This window comes from Pseudomonas frederiksbergensis (assembly GCF_003732665.1).
Classification (GTDB): Bacteria; Pseudomonadota; Gammaproteobacteria; order Pseudomonadales; family Pseudomonadaceae; genus Aquipseudomonas; species Aquipseudomonas frederiksbergensis_G.
Genome location: NZ_MOBP01000009.1, coordinates 213,847 through 232,987 on the forward strand (window position 1 = coordinate 213,847; position 19,141 = coordinate 232,987).

The 19,141-nt window shown below is 61.8% G+C and carries 18 protein-coding genes; 8 read left to right on the top strand and 10 right to left on the bottom strand.

What is annotated here, in order from left to right; all coding sequences use genetic code 11:
- The first annotated feature begins 18 nt into the window (after positions 1 to 18).
- Positions 19 to 1,023 (top strand): NADP-dependent oxidoreductase, encoded by a 1,005-nt coding sequence (locus BK665_RS15855; protein ID WP_123407030.1) that lies wholly within the window; start codon positions 19 to 21, stop codon positions 1,021 to 1,023.
- Between the two features lie 142 nt (positions 1,024 to 1,165).
- Here BK665_RS15855 and pyrF read toward each other — a convergent pair whose 3' ends face one another.
- Positions 1,166 to 1,864 (bottom strand): orotidine-5'-phosphate decarboxylase, encoded by a 699-nt coding sequence (pyrF, locus tag BK665_RS15865; RefSeq protein ID WP_185066885.1) that lies wholly within the window; start codon positions 1,862 to 1,864, stop codon positions 1,166 to 1,168.
- 293 nt (positions 1,865 to 2,157) lie between these two features.
- Here pyrF and BK665_RS15870 point away from each other — a divergent pair, with 293 nt between their 5' ends.
- The 3 genes from BK665_RS15870 to xopAW all read left to right on the top strand — a co-directional run bounded on the left by BK665_RS15870 (position 2,158) and on the right by xopAW (position 4,856).
- Positions 2,158 to 2,916: a response regulator gene (locus tag BK665_RS15870; RefSeq protein WP_123407034.1), complete on the top strand. Its 759-nt coding sequence runs from the start codon at positions 2,158 to 2,160 to the stop codon at positions 2,914 to 2,916.
- Positions 2,916 to 3,965 (top strand): sensor histidine kinase, encoded by a 1,050-nt coding sequence (locus BK665_RS15875; protein ID WP_123407036.1) that lies wholly within the window; start codon positions 2,916 to 2,918, stop codon positions 3,963 to 3,965. Before BK665_RS15870 ends, BK665_RS15875 begins: the two co-directional genes overlap by 1 nt.
- A gap of 255 nt (positions 3,966 to 4,220) precedes the next feature.
- Positions 4,221 to 4,856, top strand: coding sequence for an EF-hand domain-containing protein (gene xopAW, locus BK665_RS15885; protein WP_123407038.1), 636 nt, complete (start codon positions 4,221 to 4,223; stop codon positions 4,854 to 4,856).
- A gap of 208 nt (positions 4,857 to 5,064) precedes the next feature.
- Here the strand turns inward: xopAW and BK665_RS15890 are convergent, their stop codons facing one another.
- From BK665_RS15890 to BK665_RS15935, 9 genes are all read right to left on the bottom strand, one after another.
- Positions 5,065 to 6,117 carry an AI-2E family transporter gene (locus BK665_RS15890; RefSeq protein ID WP_123407040.1) on the bottom strand — a complete coding sequence of 351 codons (1,053 nt, stop codon included), beginning with the start codon at positions 6,115 to 6,117 and terminating at the stop codon, positions 5,065 to 5,067.
- Positions 6,118 to 6,186: 69 nt separating this feature from the next.
- Positions 6,187 to 7,005, bottom strand: a complete 819-nt coding sequence (locus BK665_RS15895; RefSeq protein WP_123407042.1) for a DUF4892 domain-containing protein — start codon at positions 7,003 to 7,005, stop codon at positions 6,187 to 6,189.
- A gap of 115 nt (positions 7,006 to 7,120) precedes the next feature.
- A complete protein-coding gene (locus BK665_RS15900) occupies positions 7,121 to 7,975 on the bottom strand; it encodes an alpha/beta hydrolase (protein ID WP_123407044.1) in 855 nt (284 codons plus the stop codon).
- Positions 7,972 to 8,778: an alpha/beta fold hydrolase gene (locus tag BK665_RS15905; RefSeq protein ID WP_123407046.1), complete on the bottom strand. Its 807-nt coding sequence runs from the start codon at positions 8,776 to 8,778 to the stop codon at positions 7,972 to 7,974. The genes BK665_RS15900 and BK665_RS15905 overlap by 4 nt, the downstream gene beginning before the upstream one ends.
- 248 nt (positions 8,779 to 9,026) lie before the next feature.
- Positions 9,027 to 9,470, bottom strand: a complete 444-nt coding sequence (locus BK665_RS15915; RefSeq protein WP_123407048.1) for a hotdog fold thioesterase — start codon at positions 9,468 to 9,470, stop codon at positions 9,027 to 9,029.
- Positions 9,471 to 9,502: 32 nt separating this feature from the next.
- The gene (locus BK665_RS15920; protein ID WP_123407050.1) at positions 9,503 to 11,170 is read right to left on the bottom strand and encodes an AMP-binding protein; all 1,668 of its coding nucleotides are present in this window, start codon (positions 11,168 to 11,170) and stop codon (positions 9,503 to 9,505) included.
- A gap of 193 nt (positions 11,171 to 11,363) precedes the next feature.
- Positions 11,364 to 11,816, bottom strand: a complete 453-nt coding sequence (gene sixA / locus BK665_RS15925; protein ID WP_123407052.1) for a phosphohistidine phosphatase SixA — start codon at positions 11,814 to 11,816, stop codon at positions 11,364 to 11,366.
- Positions 11,813 to 12,160, bottom strand: a complete 348-nt coding sequence (locus BK665_RS15930; RefSeq protein WP_123407054.1) for a DUF4389 domain-containing protein — start codon at positions 12,158 to 12,160, stop codon at positions 11,813 to 11,815. Before BK665_RS15930 ends, sixA begins: the two co-directional genes overlap by 4 nt.
- A gap of 31 nt (positions 12,161 to 12,191) precedes the next feature.
- On the bottom strand, positions 12,192 to 13,217 hold the full coding sequence (locus tag BK665_RS15935) for an NAD(P)H-dependent glycerol-3-phosphate dehydrogenase (protein WP_123407056.1): 1,026 nt from the start codon (positions 13,215 to 13,217) through the stop codon (positions 12,192 to 12,194).
- Between the two features lie 196 nt (positions 13,218 to 13,413).
- On the opposite strand from BK665_RS15935, the gene BK665_RS15940 reads away from it, so the two are divergent.
- The 4 genes from BK665_RS15940 (at position 13,414) to fabA (ending at position 19,132) form a co-directional block, all read left to right on the top strand.
- Positions 13,414 to 15,537, top strand: a complete 2,124-nt coding sequence (locus BK665_RS15940) for a TonB-dependent receptor plug domain-containing protein (protein ID WP_123407058.1) — start codon at positions 13,414 to 13,416, stop codon at positions 15,535 to 15,537.
- Entirely contained in the window at positions 15,538 to 16,467 is a 930-nt protein-coding gene (locus tag BK665_RS15945) for an ABC transporter substrate-binding protein (RefSeq protein ID WP_123407060.1), read from the top strand.
- Entirely contained in the window at positions 16,464 to 18,368 is a 1,905-nt protein-coding gene (locus BK665_RS15950) for an ATP-binding protein (protein ID WP_123407062.1), read from the top strand. The genes BK665_RS15945 and BK665_RS15950 overlap by 4 nt, the downstream gene beginning before the upstream one ends.
- 248 nt (positions 18,369 to 18,616) lie before the next feature.
- Complete coding sequence (gene fabA / locus BK665_RS15955; protein ID WP_042560484.1) at positions 18,617 to 19,132, top strand: 3-hydroxyacyl-[acyl-carrier-protein] dehydratase FabA; 516 nt, start codon at positions 18,617 to 18,619, stop codon at positions 19,130 to 19,132.
- Positions 19,133 to 19,141 lie beyond the last annotated feature (9 nt).

The following is a 19,141-nucleotide window of genomic DNA, read 5'->3' on the forward strand; positions in this document are numbered from 1 at the left end:
TCATCTTGAGTGCCTGTCATGACTTCCCAGACCAATCGCCAGTTCCTGCTCGCCAAACGCCCGGTGGGGCCGGCAACCCGTGAAACGTTCACCTATCAAGAAGTACCGGTCGGCGAGCCGGCGGCGGGTCAGATCCTGGTCAAGAACGAATTCCTGTCCCTGGACCCGGCCATGCGTGGCTGGATGAATGAGGGCAAGTCCTACATCCCGCCGGTCGGCCTCGGTGAAGTCATGCGCGCCTTGGGCGTAGGAAAAGTCGTGGCCTCGAACAATCCGGGCTTTGCGGTCGGGGACTACGTCAACGGTGCCGTGGGCGTGCAGGATTATTTCCTCGGCGAACCGCGAGGTTTCTACAAGGTCGACCCGAAACTGGCGCCACTGCCGCGCTACTTATCCGCGCTGGGCATGACCGGCATGACCGCCTACTTCGCCCTGCTGGATGTCGGCGCACCGAAGGCTGGCGAAACCGTTGTGCTCTCAGGGGCGGCAGGCGCGGTGGGCAGCATTGCCGGGCAGATCGCCAAGATCAAAGGCTGCCGCGTGATCGGCATCGCCGGCGGTGCGGACAAGTGCAAGTTCCTGATCGATGAACTGGGTTTTGACGGCGTCATCGACTACAAGAACGAAGACGTCCTCGCCGGGCTCAAGCGCGAATGCCCGAAAGGCGTGGACGTTTATTTCGATAACGTTGGCGGCGACATCCTCGATGCCGTGCTGAGTCGCCTGGCCCTGAAAGCTCGGGTGGTGATTTGCGGCGCCATCAGCCAGTACAACAACAAGGAAGCGGTCAAAGGCCCGGCCAACTACCTGTCGCTGCTGGTCAACCGCGCACGGATGGAAGGCTTTGTGGTGATGGACTACGCCGCGCAATTCGCCAGCGCCGGGCAGGAAATGGCCGGCTGGATGGCCAAAGGGCAGTTGCAGAGTCGCGAAGATATCGTCGAAGGACTGGAAACATTCCCCGAGACGCTGATGAAACTGTTCAGCGGCGAGAATTTCGGGAAGTTGGTGTTGAAGGTTTAACCCGGTATCTGAAGACGCCCCAAAACCAATTGTGGGAGCGGGCTTGCTCGCGAAAGCGGTGTATCAGTCAACAATGATGTCGACTGACACTCCCTCTTCGCGAGCAAGCCCGCTCCCACATTTGGATCTTCAGTGTTTCTGGTTAAGCGATCTCGGCCACTACATCAGCCAACGCTTTGGCCGGATCCGCCGCCTGGCTGATCGGACGACCAATCACCAGATAATCAGAACCGGCATCCAGTGCCTGACGCGGGGTCAGGATACGGCGCTGGTCGTCCTGGGCGCTGCCCGCCGGACGAATCCCCGGGGTCACCAGTTGCAGCGACGGGTGGGCCGTTTTCAGGGCCTGGGCTTCCAGGGCCGAGCACACCAGACCGTCCATCCCGGCTTTTTCCGCCAGTGCCGCCAGGCGCAGCACTTGCTCCTGTGGCTCGATGTCCAGGCCGATGCCTGCCAGATCTTCACGTTCCATGCTGGTCAGCACGGTCACGCCGATCAACAGCGGCTTGGGGCCGGTGCGCTGGTCGAGCACTTCACGGCACGCCGCCATCATGCGCAGGCCACCGGAGCAGTGCACGTTGACCATCCACACGCCCATTTCCGCCGCGGCTTTCACGGCCATGGCGGTGGTGTTCGGGATGTCGTGGAACTTGAGGTCCAGGAACACTTCGAAACCCTTGTCACGCAGGGTGCCGACGATTTCCGCGGCGCAACTGGTGAACAGTTCCTTGCCGACTTTGACCCGGCACAGTTTCGGGTCCAACTGGTCGGCCAGCTTCAGTGCGGCGTCACGGGTGGGGAAATCCAGGGCGACGATGATAGGAGTCTGGCAGACGGACATGTGCGGGCTCTCAGGCAGGACGAAATCGGCGCGCATTGTAGCGGAACCAGCGCCGCTGCGGGACCCGATGATCGGTAAATCGTCCCGCAACCTCCAGCAAGCCTAGACGCTGCGCCAATTGTGTCGAGCCCGATACACACAGGACACGCCCCCAACAAAGGGCGTCGCTACCCTCGGCAGCCGCAACACGTCCTTACAGCACTTCCCGCCTTCGGGCTGGACGCCTATGCTGAAGCCACAACCTCGCAGCCCATCTTTGTGGTTGGCAGCCTACTTGGCAGATGAACCCACGCATGCACAGCACTCAAGCCACTGTGAACGACGATCAAAAAGCGCCCGGCGATGACAAACGCTGGAGCATTCGCGCCCTGATCGTCGACGATGACGTCCCGATCCGCGAACTGATGATCGACTACCTGGCCCGGTTCAATATCCACGCCAGCGGCGTCACCGATGGCGCGGCCATGCGCCTGGCGCTGCAAGCGGAACATTTCGACGTGGTGGTGCTCGACCTGATGCTGCCCGGCGAAGACGGTTTGTCCCTGTGCCGCTGGCTGCGCGCCGAATCGGACATCCCGATCCTGATGCTCACCGCCCGTTGCGAACCCACCGACCGGATCATCGGCCTGGAACTGGGCGCCGACGACTACATGGCCAAGCCGTTCGAGCCACGGGAATTGGTAGCGCGGATTCAGACGATTCTGCGGCGGGTGCGCGACGATCGCACCGAACAACGTGCGAACATTCGCTTCGATAACTGGCGCCTGAACAGCGTGCTGCGCCAGTTGATCGCCGCCGATGGCCTGGTGGTGCCGTTGTCCAACGCGGAATTCCGCTTGCTCTGGGTGTTTATCGAACGTCCGCGCCGGGTGCTCAGCCGCGAACAATTGCTCGATGCCGCCCGGGGTCGCTCGATCGAAGCCTTTGATCGCAGCATCGATTTGTTGGTGTCGCGCCTGCGCCAGAAACTCGGGGATGACCCGAAAAACCCACAGTTGATCAAGACCGTTCGCGGCGAGGGTTACCTGTTCGACGCCAGAGACATCGGCTGATGCGGGCGCGCTTCGATACGCTGTTCGGCCGCCTGTTTGGCGTGCTGCTGATCGCGATCATCCTGGCGCACCTGCTGGCGTTTTTCTGGTTTCACCATTACGGCCCGCCTCCCCCGCCACCGCCGCCGGGGTTTTCCGAGGACTTCGACGGGCGGCGTCCGCCGATAGACCCGCGCTTCGCCAATCGCCCGCCGCGGCCATGGTTCGGCGGGCCGTTGGTGCCGCTGACGTTTCAGTTTGTCTCACTGATCATCGCCGCCTGGTACGGCGCCAAACTGCTGAGCCGGCCGATCCAGCGCCTGAGCGATGCCGCTGAACGCTTGAGCGAAAACCTCGACAGCCCACCACTGGAAGAATCCGGCCCACGGGAAGCGCGGCAAGCGGCCCACACCTTCAACAAGATGCAGCGCCGGATTATCGAACAAGTGCAGCAGCGCTCGCGGATGCTCGGCGCGGTGTCCCACGACCTGCGCACGCCGTTGTCGCGCCTCAAGCTGCGCCTGGAACAGATCGACGACGACAAGCTGCAAGGCCAGATGCGCCAGGATCTGGACGACATGATCGGCATGCTCGACGCCACCCTCACCTACCTGCACGAACAACGCACCAGCGAGGCCCGGCAGTGGATGGACGTGCAGGCACTCGTGGAATCCCTGAGCGAAAACGCCCAGGACCAGGGCGCCGACGTCCAGGCCAGCGGGCATTGCGCGCCATTGCAAGTGCAGCCGATGGCCCTGCGCTCGTGCATCAATAACCTGATGGACAATGCCCTGCGTTATGCCGGGGAGGCGTTGATTACCCTGGAAGACAGTCGCGGGCGCCTGCTGATCAGGGTGATCGATCACGGACCGGGGATTGCGCCGGACAAGCGTGAAGCGGTGTTCGAACCGTTCTTTCGGCTGGAGGGTTCGCGTAATCGCAACTCCGGTGGTGTCGGCCTGGGCATGACCATCGCCCGAGAGGCGGCGGAGCGCCTCGGCGGGCAGTTGAGCCTGGAAGAAACACCGGGCGGTGGTCTTACTGCTGTCATCAACCTGCCTCGCACCTGAGTCCTACATAAATCCCCTCTCAGATATAGACCCCCTGTGGGAGCGGGCTTGCTCGCGAATGCGGTGTATCAGTCAGCATTAATGTCGACTGACACTCCCTCTTCGCGAGCAAGCCCGCTCCCACAGGGGATCTTGGTATGGCCTGCCGACTCTGTGTACCAACCGGTACAATCGCCACATACCCACGACAACTTACCCCTTGAGGCTGCATAAGCCGGTGCACTCACCGGTTTTCCGTCCAAAGGAGTGAGCCCAATGATCGGTAGCGTCAGCAGTAACTACACGAGCTATACCAGCACGAGCACCAGCAGCACGACGGCCAACGCCGCCCGCCGTGCGCAGTTCCAGAAAGAACTGTTCACCAAGCTCGACAGCAATGGCGATGGTTCGGTGAGCCAGGACGAGCTGAAAACCGCCCAGTCGGATAAACCCGACAATCGCCTGTTGGCGGACCTGAGCAAGAACTTCACCGACCTCGACAGCGATGACAGCGGCAGCCTGAGCAGCGAGGAAATGGCGGCGATGGCCCCGCCTGCACCGCCTCAAGACCAGGCACCGAACACCGACTTGGCCGACGCACTCTTGGGTGCCCTGGACGCCGACGGCGATGGCAACCTCAGCAGCGACGAATTGAGCCACGGCCTGACCGCCGCTGGCAGCAGCGCCGACAGCAAGGAAATCTTCTCGGCCCTGGACAAAAACCAGGACGGCAGCGTCAGCAGCGACGAACTCAAAGCTGCCCTGCAGGCGGGCCGCGAGCAAAACAGCGACAGCGCCACCGTCCATTCGAACGTCAGCGAAGCCATTAACAAAATGATCGCCAACCTGACCAAACAATATTCGCTTGATAACGTTGCGAGCGCGGGCAAGTACCTGAACGTCTCGACCTGACCAAAAAGCTTCGCGGGCAAGCCTCGCTCCTACAGGTTTTATGTCGTCCGCGAATGTTCCGAACGACACAAAACCTGTAGGAGCGAGGCTTGCCCGCGAAGAGTCCATCACAGACACAAAAAAACCCACTGAGCGCTATGGATTCAGTAGGTTTTTTGTTGTCCGTCAGGACGCTATCGCGAGCAAGCTTTGCCCCTACAGAGCAAGATCAGCGTCGATCTTCGACCCGCGCCTGGCTCTTGCTCCAATCCGTCAACAGGCTATACGCCACCGCCAACAACGTCGGCCCGATGAACAACCCGATAAACCCGAACGCAATCAGCCCGCCAAACACCCCCAGCAGCACAATCACCAACGGCAGATTCCCGCCGCGGCTGATCAGGTACGGCTTCAGCACATTGTCCACGCCGCTGATGATGAACGTGCCCCAGATCCCGAGGAACACCGCCATCCCGTATTCGCCCTTCCACGCCAGCCAGGCCGTGGCCGGAATCCAGATCAGTGGCGGCCCCATCGGGATCAGGCTCAACATGAACGTCACGATCCCGAGCACCAAGGCTCCGGGAACCCCGGCGATCAGGAAACCAATCAACGCCAGCACTGCCTGGGCCGCCGCGGTGCCGATCACCCCGTTCACCACCCGTTGCACGGTGCCGGCCACCAGTTCGATGTAATACCCGGCGCGATCACCGATCAGGCGTGACAGCAAGCTATGGACAAACGCCGCCAGACGCGGCCCGTCCCGGTAGAAAAAGAACACGAAGACGATGCTCAAGGTCAGCTCAAGAATGCCGCCGCCAATCTGCGCGCTGCGTGCCAGCAGCCAGTTGCCCACCTGCCCCAGGTAAGGCTTGACCGCCAGCATCAGCGCAGCGCCTTGTTCGTCGATGCTGTTCCAGATGCCCACCAGCCGCTCGCCAACCAGGGGAATGGTGCCCAGCCACGCCGGCGCTTCTGGCAGGCCATCGACCTGCACATCCTTGATAAACACCGTGGCGTCGCGCACGTGGTCCGCCAGGTTGAACCCCAGCCACACCAATGGCACCGCCACCAGCAACATCCAGCCCAGGGTCAGCAAGGCCGCCGCCAGGGATTCGCGGCCATTGAGCCATCGGGTCAGCAAACGCATCAGCGGCCAACTGGCAAACGCCAGCACCGCGCCCCAGAACAATGCCGACCAGAACGGCGCCATCACCCAGAAGCTCGCGCCAAACAGCACCAGGAGCAGAATCTGCACCAACAGCCGGTCGTTATTGATCATGCAAATCTCGAAAAAAGTCAGTCAGCCAAAGAGTAGGCGAACGTGCGGGACACGTTCGCCGAATGCAACTTATCGCAACAGTTCGATGTGCAGGCCAGAGCCTTCGACGCTGCCGGTTTCCATGCGCGCCGCCCGAACGCCCTGGACGATCAGCGCCTGACGCCAGGCTTCGGCCTTGGCCCCGGAAACACTGACCCGCAACGTGGTGTCGAGGTTCAAGCCACGGGAGATCAAACGCAGCCAGGTGTCGTCGGGATCGCCACTGAGTTTCGGGAAGTCCAGCACGCCGGTGCTTTTGAGCTGGCGCAGCAGGGTCGCCGAAGTCGGCAGCAAATCCCCCAGGGGCGCGGCCGACTCGAACTGTTCGACATGCAGGTAAGCTTTTCGATTACCGCGAGTGATGCTGTAGAGCGCCACCAGGGAATTGTCCTTGGGCGCTGCCAGACGCAGCAACAAATACGCCTGTTGCTCGTCCGCGCCGTAGAGCTTGGAATTGCCGAACACTTCATTGGCCCACAGGCTGCTTTCGCCGCAATCCCGGGCCTGGCACCAGAACAGCAACTCCGCGCCCTGCTTCTGCAAGGCTTCGCGAGCGGCGGTAAAGGCTTCGGTGGAGGAATGTTCCGGCGGCAGCTCGTAGGTCACCGAGGTGGTTTGGCCACGGGCGCTGACCTGGCCGTCGAACCGCAACTGGCCGCTGATCTTGCGGATCGAGCCCAGCGGATAGATCCGCTCAAGCTCCACCGGCGGGCGATAGTCGACGATCTGCGCATCGGCCAGGCGCGGCACAATCGGCAGGTCCTGGCTGCCCGGAACATCGGCAGCGAACAGTAAAGGGCTGAAACAACACAACGCCAACAGGCTGAGTGAACGCTTAGGCTGGCTCATTGGATAAGCATGGCCTGGGCGACCGCGAGGCCATTCGGGGTCGCAGCGGTGTAGAGATTTATCATGGTTGTCTCCCTTTTCAACCCGCCCAGCCTCGACAGTTGCCCGACGCAAGTCAAGGAACGGCGAAGAACCGATTGAAACAGTCTGCGACAAGGTCGGCACCGTGCTCGTCATTCAGGTGCAAATGGTGGCCGCCAGGCAGTTGTTCACGGCTAAAGGGTAGACGTTCCAGTAACTCGGGGTGCTTGGCGAGCATGCCGTCAGCCGCCACCACCAGTTGTGTAGGACAAGTGATGCGCTGGACGAAGGCCATCGCCTGTTCCTGGGTCAGACGCAGCGGCGATGGCAGCGTCAGGCGACTGTCGGTGCGCCAGGTGTAGCCGCCCGGCACCGGCATCAGGCCCCGTTGCGCCAACAGTTCGGCAGCTTCGCGACTGACCGCCACCAGGCCTTTCATCCGCGCTTCGATGGCACGGTCGAGGGTGTTGTAGACCGGTTTGCGCTTCTCTCGCAGATCCAGTTGCGCTTGCAGGGCCATGCCCATGCGTTCGGCCGCATTTTCGCCTTTGTCTGTAGGAGGAATCACTCCGTCGATCAAAGCCAAATGGGTGACCCGCTCCGGCATCGACCCGGCGATGATCATCGACGCAATCGCGCCCATGGAGTGCCCCAACAGAGCAAAGCGCTTCAAGCCCAACTGTTCGGCGACTTGCAGCACGTCGTGGGCGTAATCCCACATCGCGTAGCCCGCGCCGATCGGCCGATGCCCGGAATGACCGTGGCCGGCCATGTCCAGGGCAATAACCCGCACACCTTTGAGCTTGGGCGCCAACCGGGCAAAGCTGTTGGCGTTGTCCAGCCAGCCGTGAAGCGCAATGACCGGCAAGCCGTCCTCGGGCCCCGAAAGGTGCGCCGCCAGTTCGATATGCGGCAGGCTCAGGCGGACTTCTTCGACGACACGACTCATGCGCAATCCTGCTGACGGCGGCCTTCCCAGCGGCTGAACAGGTTCTTCAGCAGCGTGGCAGTGTCCTGGGGGCGTTCAAGGGGAAACATGTGGCCGCCGGGCATGGTCAGGGACTCACCCCGTGGCATACGCCCGACGGAGCTGGCGTGATGGCGCATGACCACGCGGCTGTTATTTCCGCGCACCACCGCCAGCGGCACTTTCAGTTGGCGAGCACGGCCGGGGCTGGTGTGGGGCACGCCGCGATAAATGCTGATTTCCGTGGCCGGGTCGAACCGCAGCCGCAGCTTATCGCCGACCTGGTGCAAGCCGTGTTGCAGGTAGGCGTCAAAGCATTCCGGGTCGAAGCTGCGAAACAGGGTTTTGCCGGCGAAATAGCGGCGGGCGCTCTCCAGATCGGCGAACTCTTCACGCCGGCCCAAGGTGCGGCCGGCCGGCGTCAGGCGATCGATGAAACCGAAACGCTTGGCGGCGAGGATCACCCATTGATCGGCGCGGGTCAGCACCGGTGAATCGAGCATCACCACCCCGCGATAGAGCTCGGGGCAACGCAGTGCCGCGTGCAGGTGCAGCACGCCGCCAAAAGAATGGCCGACGCCCCACACCGGTTCCGATTGCTGCTTGAGGTGATGGATCAGTTCGTCCACCAGGTTGTGCCAGTTGTCATCCGCCGGGAAACGCGGGTCGTGGGCGTGCTGCTCCAGATGCGTCACCTGATATTCAGGTGCCAACGCCGCGAACAACTTGCCGTAGGTCCCCGAAGGAAAACCATTGGCGTGGGCGAAAAAGATCTGCTGCGACATACCGGTCAATCCATGGGCGAGAAACGTGCGTTGATTGTCCGTAAGACCGCGGCCTACAGCAATGACCGTAACTGACAGGAATGATGACAGTCCGGCCATGCCTATGGGCAATCCGGCATTGCCCCCCTGTGGCGAGGGAGCTTGCTCCCGCTGGGCTGCGAAGCGGTCCCAAAAGAATGGGACTGCTGCGCAGTCCAGCGGGAGCAAGCTCCCTCGCCACAGGTATTGGTCGGCCGATAAAACGTCGTTTAACGGGAAGGAGGACTCTCCCCCAACGGCACCACCGCCATGGTCAACCGCGACACGCAACTGGCCTTGCCTTCATCACTGGTCAAGCGGATATCCCACACGTGGGTGCTGCGGCCAATATGAATCGCCTTGGCCACCGCCGTCACCCGTCCGCTGCGCAAGCCGCGCAGGTGGTTGGCGTTGATTTCCAGGCCCACGCAGTAGAACTTGCTGGCATCGATGCACAGGTAGCTGGCCATCGAACCAACGGTTTCGGCCAGTACCACCGAGGCGCCGCCGTGCAGCAGGCCGTAAGGCTGGTGGGTGCGATGGTCGACCACCATGCTCGCGGTGAGGGACTCGTCGTCGAAGGCTTCGAAGCGGATATCCAGCACTTCGCCGATGGTGTTTTTCTGGATGGCATTCAATTGTTCAATGTTCGGAGCGGTACGCCACAGACTCATCGCTGACTTCCTTTATTGAGATTATTCGTCGCTCAATCCTGCCACAGCACCGCTTCGTTGCGCTCGCTCCATTCTTCGAAGCGGGCACCGTACGCGGCTTCGATCACGTTGCGCTTGATCTTCAGGGTCGGCGTCAGAAAGCCATTTTCCACCGCCCAACTGTCCTTGACCACCACCAGCCGGCGCAGGCGTTCATGCTTGTCGAGGGCGCCGTTGACCTCCTCCAGGAGTTTTTCCAGGCTCGAATGCAAACCCGCGCGCGCGGTGCCAATCGCATCTTGCTGGCCAACCGCCGAGAGCACGCACAATCCCATCGGCGCGCTCAAACCATCGCCCACCACGCACACCTGCTCGATCCGCGAATGCACCGCCAGCCGATTCTCGATAGGCGCCGGGGCCACGTATTTGCCTTTGCTGGTCTTGAAGATTTCCTTCAAACGTCCGGTCAGGCGCAAGTTGCCTTCGGCATCCTGCTCGCCCTTGTCACCGGTGCGCAGGAAGCCGTCCTCGGTGATCGTGTCGGCGGTTTTCTCCGGTTCCTTGAAATAGCCGAGCATGGTCGCGCCGCTGCGCACCATCACCTCCCCCGTCTCGGCAATGCGCACCTCAACGTCCGGACAAGGCTTGCCGATCCAGCCCGGTTTGTTCTCCCCCGCCCGGCCGATGTGCGAGTAGCCGCAGCTTTCAGTCATGCCGTACACCTCCAGCACGTCCAGCCCGAGCTTGCGATACCACAGCAACAAGGTCTGCGGCACCGGCGCAGCGCCGGACAGGGCCACGCGCAACGCGTCCAGCCCCAGACCGGCGAGGACTTTGTGCCCCACCCGTTTGCCGATAAAGGGCAGGCCCAGCAGGAAATCCAGGCGTTTTGCCGGGATCTTGCTGTACACGCCCATCTGGAATTTGGTCCAGATGCGCGGTACGCCGAACATCGCGGTGGGCCGGGCGCGCTGCAGATCGGTGAGGAAGGTGTCGAGGCTTTCGGCAAAAAATACCGTTTGCCCGGTGTAGATCGACGCCAGCTCAACGAACATGCGTTCGGCCACATGACACAACGGCAGATACGACAGCAGCCGATCCGACTCATTAAGGCCAAACAACTGCGTGCCGTGAGTGGTCGCAAAACCGAGGTTGCCAAAACTGTGCATCACGCCTTTGGGCAGGCCGGTGGTGCCGGAGGTGTAGATGATGGTCGCCAACTGCTCGGCGGCGGGTTTCGGGTCGTCCTGGATCGGCGAACTCTTTTGCACATCGTCCCAGCTGAAATCGAAGGTGCCAGCCGGGTGCAGTGGCAGGCTGATGGTCGGCAGGTCGGCGCTGACGCCACGGGACATGCCGGGCCAGTCATCCAGTTTGCCGATAAACGCCAGCGCGGCTTCGGAGTGTTCCAGCACTTGGGCCACGGACTCAGCGGTGAGGTTGGGGTACAGCGGCACCGACACATGCCCGGCCATCCAGATGGCCAGGTCGGCGATGATCCAGTGGGCGCAGTTTTTCGAGATCAGGGCGATGTGGCTGCCCTGTGGCAATTCCCGGGCGCGCAACCAATGGGCGGCACAACGGGCCTGATGGCCGACGTCGGCCCAGGTCAGGGTTTCGACCTGGCCACCGCCCAGGGGCTGGACCAGAAAGCGCTGGCGAGGATGGCGGGCTTCACGCTCGTAGAACACGTCCAGCGGCAAACGAAAGGCAGCAGACATGCGGCTTGCTCCTGTGTTTTTGGTCTGGAGCAAGCGTAGTCAACCAAGCAAGTGCTTGGTTAACTATTTCACATGGACCTGTAGGAGCGAGGCTTGCCCGCGAAGGCGTCGTGTCATTCAACAACGATGTCGACTGATGCGACGCCTTCGCGGGCAAGCCTCGCTCCTACAAAAGCAAAACGCAGCGCAGCCACTACGGGTGTTTGATGCCCTTGAGCTTCATACCCCCGGCCAGCGGCAAGTCGCCTTCCAGCTCGGCCAACCCGGCGGTTTTCACCGCTTCCGGGTCTTGCACATGACCGTGCTGCAAGTAGCCCAGCAAATTGCCCACCAGCGGGTTATGGCTGACCAGCAAGGCGTGGTCCACCGAAACCAATTGCTCGGCCACCGCTTGCGGGCGATTGTCCGGGGTCAGCCACTCGACGGTGCGGATCTCGGGAGCGAACCCCAGGGTCGTGCGCACGATTTCCGCCGTTTCCTGCGCGCGCAGGTAGGGGCTGGCATAAATGGCCGTGATTGGATGGCCCATTAACGCGGCGGCACTACGCAGGACTTCTTCACGCCCGTGGGCGGTCAGTGCCCGCTCGGAGTCTGGACGCGTGCCGTGTGGCTCGGCTTCACCATGACGCAATACCCAGAGTTTCATAGCTTAGGCTCCTCATCTCGCGCCGGATGTGGCGCAGGCGCTACAGCGTGCGGCGCTTCACCTTCCGGTGTACGCGGCGTCGGCCAGTCGGCGAACGGCCAGGGCTTCTGGTCGCTGTGGAACGTGCCGAAACGACCGATCTGCGCCAGGAACTGGCTCAGGCTGTCGCCGAAGTTCATCAGGCTGGCGCTCGGGGCGCCATAGATCAAACGATAGATCAACTGCACCAGCACCACCGCGCCGAGGATGAATTGCGCGACTTGCCAGACCAGCAAGAACACGATCATCCACAGCACTCGCAGCAGGATGGACTCGTACTTGGCTTCTGTTTTCGGATCGTTCATGTGTCGCTCCCTGCCCCTGTTGTTGGCGTGCTCAATTGAAACCACTGGTGGAAATGAAATCGACGTCGGTTTTCGGCTCGCCACGCATCAATAGACCGATCACCTGCTCCAGCGTGCGACCTTCGAACAGGATGGCGTGCAACCCGGCGACCAGCGGCATGTACACCCCCGCTTCCTGGGACTTGGCCTTGAGCACTTTGAGGGTATTCACGCCTTCGGCGACTTCACCCAGGCGCGTGACGGCGTCTTCCAGGCTCAAGCCCTGGCCGAGGGCGAACCCGACCTGGTAGTTGCGGCTTTTCGGCGACGAACAGGTGACGATCAAGTCGCCCACACCCGCCAGACCAAGGAAGGTCATCGGGTTGGCGCCCTGATTCACCGCAAAGCGAGTCATCTCCGCCAGTGCCCGGGTGATCAGCATGCTTTTGGTGTTCTCGCCCATGCCCAGCGCCACCGCCATGCCGGCGATGATCGCGTAGACGTTTTTCAGCGCCCCGCCCAACTCCACGCCAAAACGGTCGTTGCTGGCGTAAACGCGGAAGGTGCGGCCGTGCAGCGCTTCCTGGACCCGGGAGCACAGTTCGTCGTCTTCGCTGGCGACCACCGTGGCGGTCAGGGCGTGTTCGGCGATTTCCCGGGCCAGGTTCGGCCCGGACAACACGCCGATGCGTGCCTGCGGCGCGATCTCTTCAAGAATCTCGCTCATCAGCTTGAACGTGTGGGCTTCGATGCCTTTGGTCAGGCTGACCAGCAACTTGCCGGTCAAGCGTTCGGCGTAAGGCACCAGCACCGAGCGCAACGCACTGGACGGCAGCGCGACGAAACACAGGTCGCAGGCGTCCAGGGTGGCGGGCAGGTCAGTCACGGCTTCCACGCTGGGCAGAATCTTGATGCCTTTGAGGTAACGCGGGTTCTCGCGATTGACCCGGATGGCCTCGGCCTGTTCGGGGTCACGCATCCACTGCAGGACCTGATGACCGTTCTCGGCCAGCAGATTAGCCACGGCGGTCCCAAAACTACCGCCTCCCAGGACCGCAATCGGGCGCTGTTCAGTCATATGCAATCCGTTAATCCATACCAGTGGCGATGCCGGCATTATACGGTGCGGCCCAGTGGCGGCCAGCCCCGACATTAATTACCGGTACTTGTAGGAAGAAGACCGATAAAACCGAGGAAAATGCCCGTAACGTGACTGGAAAAGTCGCCGAGCTCGGTTAACATGCGCGCCACTTAATCGCTATCAAGGCTGCGTTGTGTCTTTTGGCCCTTCTTCACCTCGCTCGTCGCTGCTGCTGGCGCTGCTCTTCAGCCCGGTTTTGCTGGCCGACGACCTGTTCCTCGACAACGAACCGCTGCCCCAGGTACTGACGGCCACGCGGCTGAAGCAGTCGCCGGCCGCCGTGCCGGGGAGCATGACGGTGATCGACAGCGAATTGATCAACGCCAGCGGCGCCCGGGACATCAGCGAATTGCTGCGTTTGGTGCCAGGGATGATGGTCGGCAACATCAACGGTAATCAGGCGGCGGTGAACTACCACGGCACCAACGCCAGCGAAGCGCGACGCATGCAGGTGTTGATCGATGGCCGTTCGGTGTACCGCGCCGGCCTGGCCACGGTGGACTGGAGCGATATTCCGGTCGCGATGGAAGACATCGAACGCATCGAAGTCTTTCGCGGGCCGAACACCGTCAGTTATGGCGCCAACGCGCTGATGGCGGTGGTCAACATCATCACCCGCAACCCGGCGGACAGTCACGGCACACGCCTGAAAGTCACCCGGGGCCAGCGCGGCATCAATGATTTCTACGCCAGCCAGGGCACCGGTTGGGACGGCGGCGATTTGCGCCTGTCGCTCTCCGGCCAGCAAGACGACGGCTTCGACTCGGACCGCAGCGGCGCCGATTACCGTGACAGTCGACGCCTGGACCGCTTCAACCTCGCGGTCAGCCAGACCCTCAACGAAAGCCAAAGCATCGATTGGCAACTGAATGCCAAGGACGGCAGCAATCAGCGGCCCTACACCTATCGCCCGGTCTTCTCGGGGATTACCGCCGCCGGGAACAATTCCGACGTAATCGCCAAGGATTACGCCGGTTCCCTGCGCTGGAACCTGGACATCAACCCTGATCACAGCCTTTATATCCAGGGCTCGGCGCAGCACTGGGATCGCCAGCAGACCTGGCGCGCCTGTGACGCCGAAGTGTCGTTCAGCCCGCAACTGACCGACCTGTGGCAACTCAACCCGAATTACGCCGAACGCCTGGCGCGCAATATGGAGCGCTACACCGGGCCCGGCGCACCGGCAGGTACGGCGGCGGAACAGGCCCTGGGCAATCAAGTGCTGGAGCAGTGGAAAAACGGCGCTAAACAAACCCTCTGCGGGGATATCGACCAAAGTGCCCGGGAATCGCGCTACGACCTAGAACTGCAGGACACCCTGAGCCTGTCCGATAGTCTGCGACTGGTCAGCGGCATGAACTATCGTTACGACCGGGCAGACTCCGAGACCTACTTCAATGGCACGCTCGACGACACCACCTGGCGCACGTTCGGCCAACTCGAGTGGCGCGCCAGCGAACACTGGTTGCTTCAGGGCGGCGCCATGTTCGAAGACACGCAACTGACCGGCAGTTCGTTGACCCCACGGGTAGCGGTCAACTACCTGATCAACCCGCGCCACGGCCTGCGTGCGGTGTATTCCGAAGCCATTCGCTCGCCGGACATGTTCGAAAACAACGTGAACTGGAGCTACCAGGTCACCAATCTGCGGCCCAGCGCCTATGGCCAGACCAGCGCCCGCTACTTTGTGAAGACCCGCGGCCCCGGCGACCTCGACAAGGAGCGCATGCGTTCCCGGGAACTGGGCTACAACGGCTTCTTCGCCGAGCTCGGGCTGGCGGTCGATGTGAAGCTGTTCTACGACGAAATCACCGGGATGATCAGCGAGCCGTTGCGCAACAACCAATACATCGCCAGCAACGCCAACAACTCCCGCTTCAGCGGGACCGAAACCCAGCTCGACTGGCACGTCAGCAGTAAAGATCGCCTGCGCCTGACCTATGCCTACGTCGATGCCAAGGCCAGCAACCCGCTGGACCAACAGCAGACCGCGCGCAACAGCGGTTCCGCCGGTTGGTTGCGCAACTGGGGCCAGGGCTGGAACAGCGCGCTCTTCTACTATGGTGACGACGCCCTCAATGGCTACCGTTTCGAACGGATCGACACGCGCATCGCCAAACGCATCGGCCTGGGCAAGGCCAACCTGGAACTGGCCGGCGTGCTGCAACAACGCCTGGACAATCAGCCCACCACCTTCGTCGATAACAATTACGACGAACGCCGAGTGCTCTATTTCAGCGCGGAGCTGGCGTTCTAGATGCAACCTCAGTCACGGAAGACGCCAACCCTTGGCCGCCTGCTGGCCGGGTTGTGCCTGGTGCTCGGCGCCCTGCTGTGCAGCCTGCCGGCCCGTGCCATGGACATTCTGCTGACCGGCGCCGAAGACAGCCCCGGCGTGCAATCTTTCACCCAGGCCCTGAGCGAGTTGCGCCCCACCGACAGCGTGCGTTTCCAGCCGTTGGCGAGCCTGCCGGCGCCGGGCAAGTTGCCCAGTGGCACACGTCTGATCCTGCTCGACCTGCCTAGCCTCGACTGGCGCCTGCAAGACAGCCAGGGCCCGGCGACACTGGTGCTGCGCATCAGTCGCCTGCAAGCTCAGCAACGCTTGAGCAATGTGCAACCCACCCACCTGAGCCTGTTGTGGAGCGATCCGCCCCTGGAGCGGCAATTGCACCTGACCCGCTTGATCCTGCCCCAAGTGCGCAGGGTCGGCGTGCTCTATGACCGGCACAGCGAATTCCTCTTGAAAGAACTGCGCCTGGCCGCCCTGCCCCTGGGCCTGGAGATCGTCACCGAGCGCTGGGACAACACCAACGACAGTCGCCCGTTGCAGGCGCTCTTGAAAAACAGCGACGTGCTGCTGGGCCTCGACGATCCCGACCTGTACAACCCCAAGACCGCGAAAAACCTGCTGCTCAGCAGCTATGCCCGGCAAATGGCGCTGATCGGCCCCAACGCCGGTTTCGTCAGGGCCGGCAGCCTGGCCAGCACCTACAGCGACCAGAGCGACTGGCTGGCGATTCTCGACGACCTGCTCGACCGCCCGCCCGCCACTTGGCCGCGTACGCTCTACCCCAAGCACTTCAAGGTCTTAAGCAATCCACAAGTGGCTCGTTCATTAGGTATTGAACAGATGAATGAAGCATCTGTCGCAACACAGTTGGCCGAAGGAGAAAGCCGCCCATGACCTTCCGACGCCGTTGGGACATCAACACTCGCACCCAGATCATCAGCCTTGGCCCCGCCCTGTTGCTGACGTTGCTGCTGATCAGCTTCTTCACCTTCGTGCGGATCCAGGACCTGCGCCAGGAACTCAACCACACCGGTCAACTGATCGCCAACCAACTGGCGCCGGCCACCGAATACGGGGTGATTTCCGGCAACAACGACGTGCTGGAAAGTCTGCTCAAGGCCACGCTCGCCACGCCTAATGTGCGTTTCCTCGAAGTGCAGGACAGCGCCAACCGGATTCTGGTGTACGTCGAACAACCGTCGGAATCCCACAACCGCTCGCAGCAGGTCGAAGTGTTCCAGGCACCGGTGCGGCTGCAACGGATCGCGCTGAACAATGACTTCTTCCAGAACACCAAGACCTCGGTCAGTGCGCCGAGCGAGGATTACCTGGGGCGGGTGGTCGTCGGCCTGTCCAACGACGCTTTCAGCCAGCGCCAACAAGAGATTCTGTTCAAGGCCGGGATCCTCGCGTTGTTTGCCTTGCTGTTCACCTTCCTGCTGGCCCGGCGCCTGGCGGGCAGCCTGTCGCAACCGATCCGCGACATCGGCAACGCGGTCAAGGCGATCCAGAAAGGCGATTACACCACGCCGCTGCCGATCGTCGATGACACCGAACTCGGAGCCCTGTCGCAGCACATCAACAACCTCGCCGAGGGCCTGGAACAGGCCAGCCGCGAACAACAGCAAGCGATGTCGCAGTTGATCCAGACCCGGGAAGAAGCGGAAAAAGCCAACAACGCCAAATCCGACTTCCTGGCGATGATGAGCCATGAACTGCGCACACCGATGAACGGCGTGCTGGGCATGCTGCAATTGCTCGAAACCACCGACATGACCGAGGAGCAGGTCGAATACGCGGCGCTGGCTTCGGAGTCCACCGAGCATTTGCTCAAGGTGATCAACGACATCCTCGACTTCTCGCGCATCGAGCGTTCGGAACTGGAGCTGGAGCACATTCCGTTCAACCTAGCGGACCTGATCAGTAGCTGCGCCCAGTCCTTCCAGCACAGCGCGGTGCAGCGCAAGCTCGATCTGGAATTGCTGATCCCCGATGACTTGCGCGCCTTGCAGGTCCAGGGCGATCCGACGCGGATCCGGCAAATTCTGGTCAACCTGATCGGCAACGCCCTGAAATTCACCGAACAGGGCCGCGTGACCATCGAGCCACAGTGGCAATCCCTGGATCACGAACTGCTGTGGTTTACCTGCACCGTGCGCGACAGCGGCATCGGAATTTCACCCGAAAGCCTGGAATTGATGTTCAACGCGTTCCAGCAGGCCGACAGTTCCATTTCAAGACGTTACGGCGGCACCGGGCTCGGCTTGCCGATTGCCCGCACCCTGGCCGAACGCATGGGCGGTACGTTGCGGGCCCAGAGCGAGGAAGGTCGCGGCTCGGTGTTCACCCTGGAAATTCCCCTGGCCCTTTATAAGCAGGCGTTACCGGAACTGGCGCCGCCACGGGTGCCGACGGGCAATGGCCACGGCGAAGGACGCAATGTGCTGTTGGTGGAAGACAATCCAGTCAACCAGACCGTTATCGAGGCGATGTTGCGCAGCCTGGGCTTTACTGTGAGCGTCGCCAGCGATGGCGCGCAGGCAGTGCGCAGTGCCGAGAGCCTGATTTTCGAGGCGATCCTGATGGACTGCCGGTTGCCGGTCATCGACGGCTATGAAGCCACCCGCCAGATTCGCCAATTGCCCGGTTGCGGGGACTTGCCGATCATCGCCCTGACGGCCAATGCCTTGCAGGGTGATCGCGAAGCGTGCCTGTCGGCGGGCATGAACGATTACCTGGCCAAGCCCTTCAAACGCACTGATCTGCAGCAAATTCTGCAGCGATGGGTGCAGTAGTGCTGTCCTTTCGGCTATCTGCGACTGGCGTGAAAGGCGAAAGTGCGGCAGTCTTAGGCACCCGAACAGGCCCGAAAAGGGGCTTGAATAATAATTTCAGTGCACAAGTGTACATTCATGTCCTTGGTGCTGTGACTTTCACCACAACGCAATAGTCTATGAGTAGGCTGTCGACTCGAGGCATGAACGCTTCGATCGGCCGGGAAGATTTGCCCCACCCTGCCGCACGGGACTATTGAGGAGCTCGCATGACCAAACAAAACGCCTTTACTCGGGAAGACCTGCTGCGCTGCAGTCGCGGTGAGCTGTTCGGCCCAGGTAACGCGCAACTGCCCGCCCCGAACATGCTGATGGTGGATCGCATCACCCATATCAGCGAAGAGGGTGGCAAGTACGGCAAAGGTGAATTGGTCGCCGAGCTGGATATCACTCCGGACCTGTGGTTCTTCGCCTGTCACTTCGAAGGTGATCCGGTGATGCCGGGCTGCCTGGGCCTCGACGCCATGTGGCAACTGGTCGGCTTCTTCCTCGGCTGGCAGGGTCTGCCGGGCCGCGGTCGCGCACTGGGTTCGGGTGAAGTGAAGTTCTTTGGTCAGGTCCTGCCGACCGCCAAGAAAGTTACGTATAACATTCAGATCAAGCGCGTCCTCAAAGGCAAGCTGAACCTCGCTATCGCCGATGGTTCGGTCAGTGTCGACGGCCGCGAAATCTACACCGCCGAAGGCCTTCGGGTCGGCGTGTTCACCTCCACTGAAAACTTCTAAGGGTTATCC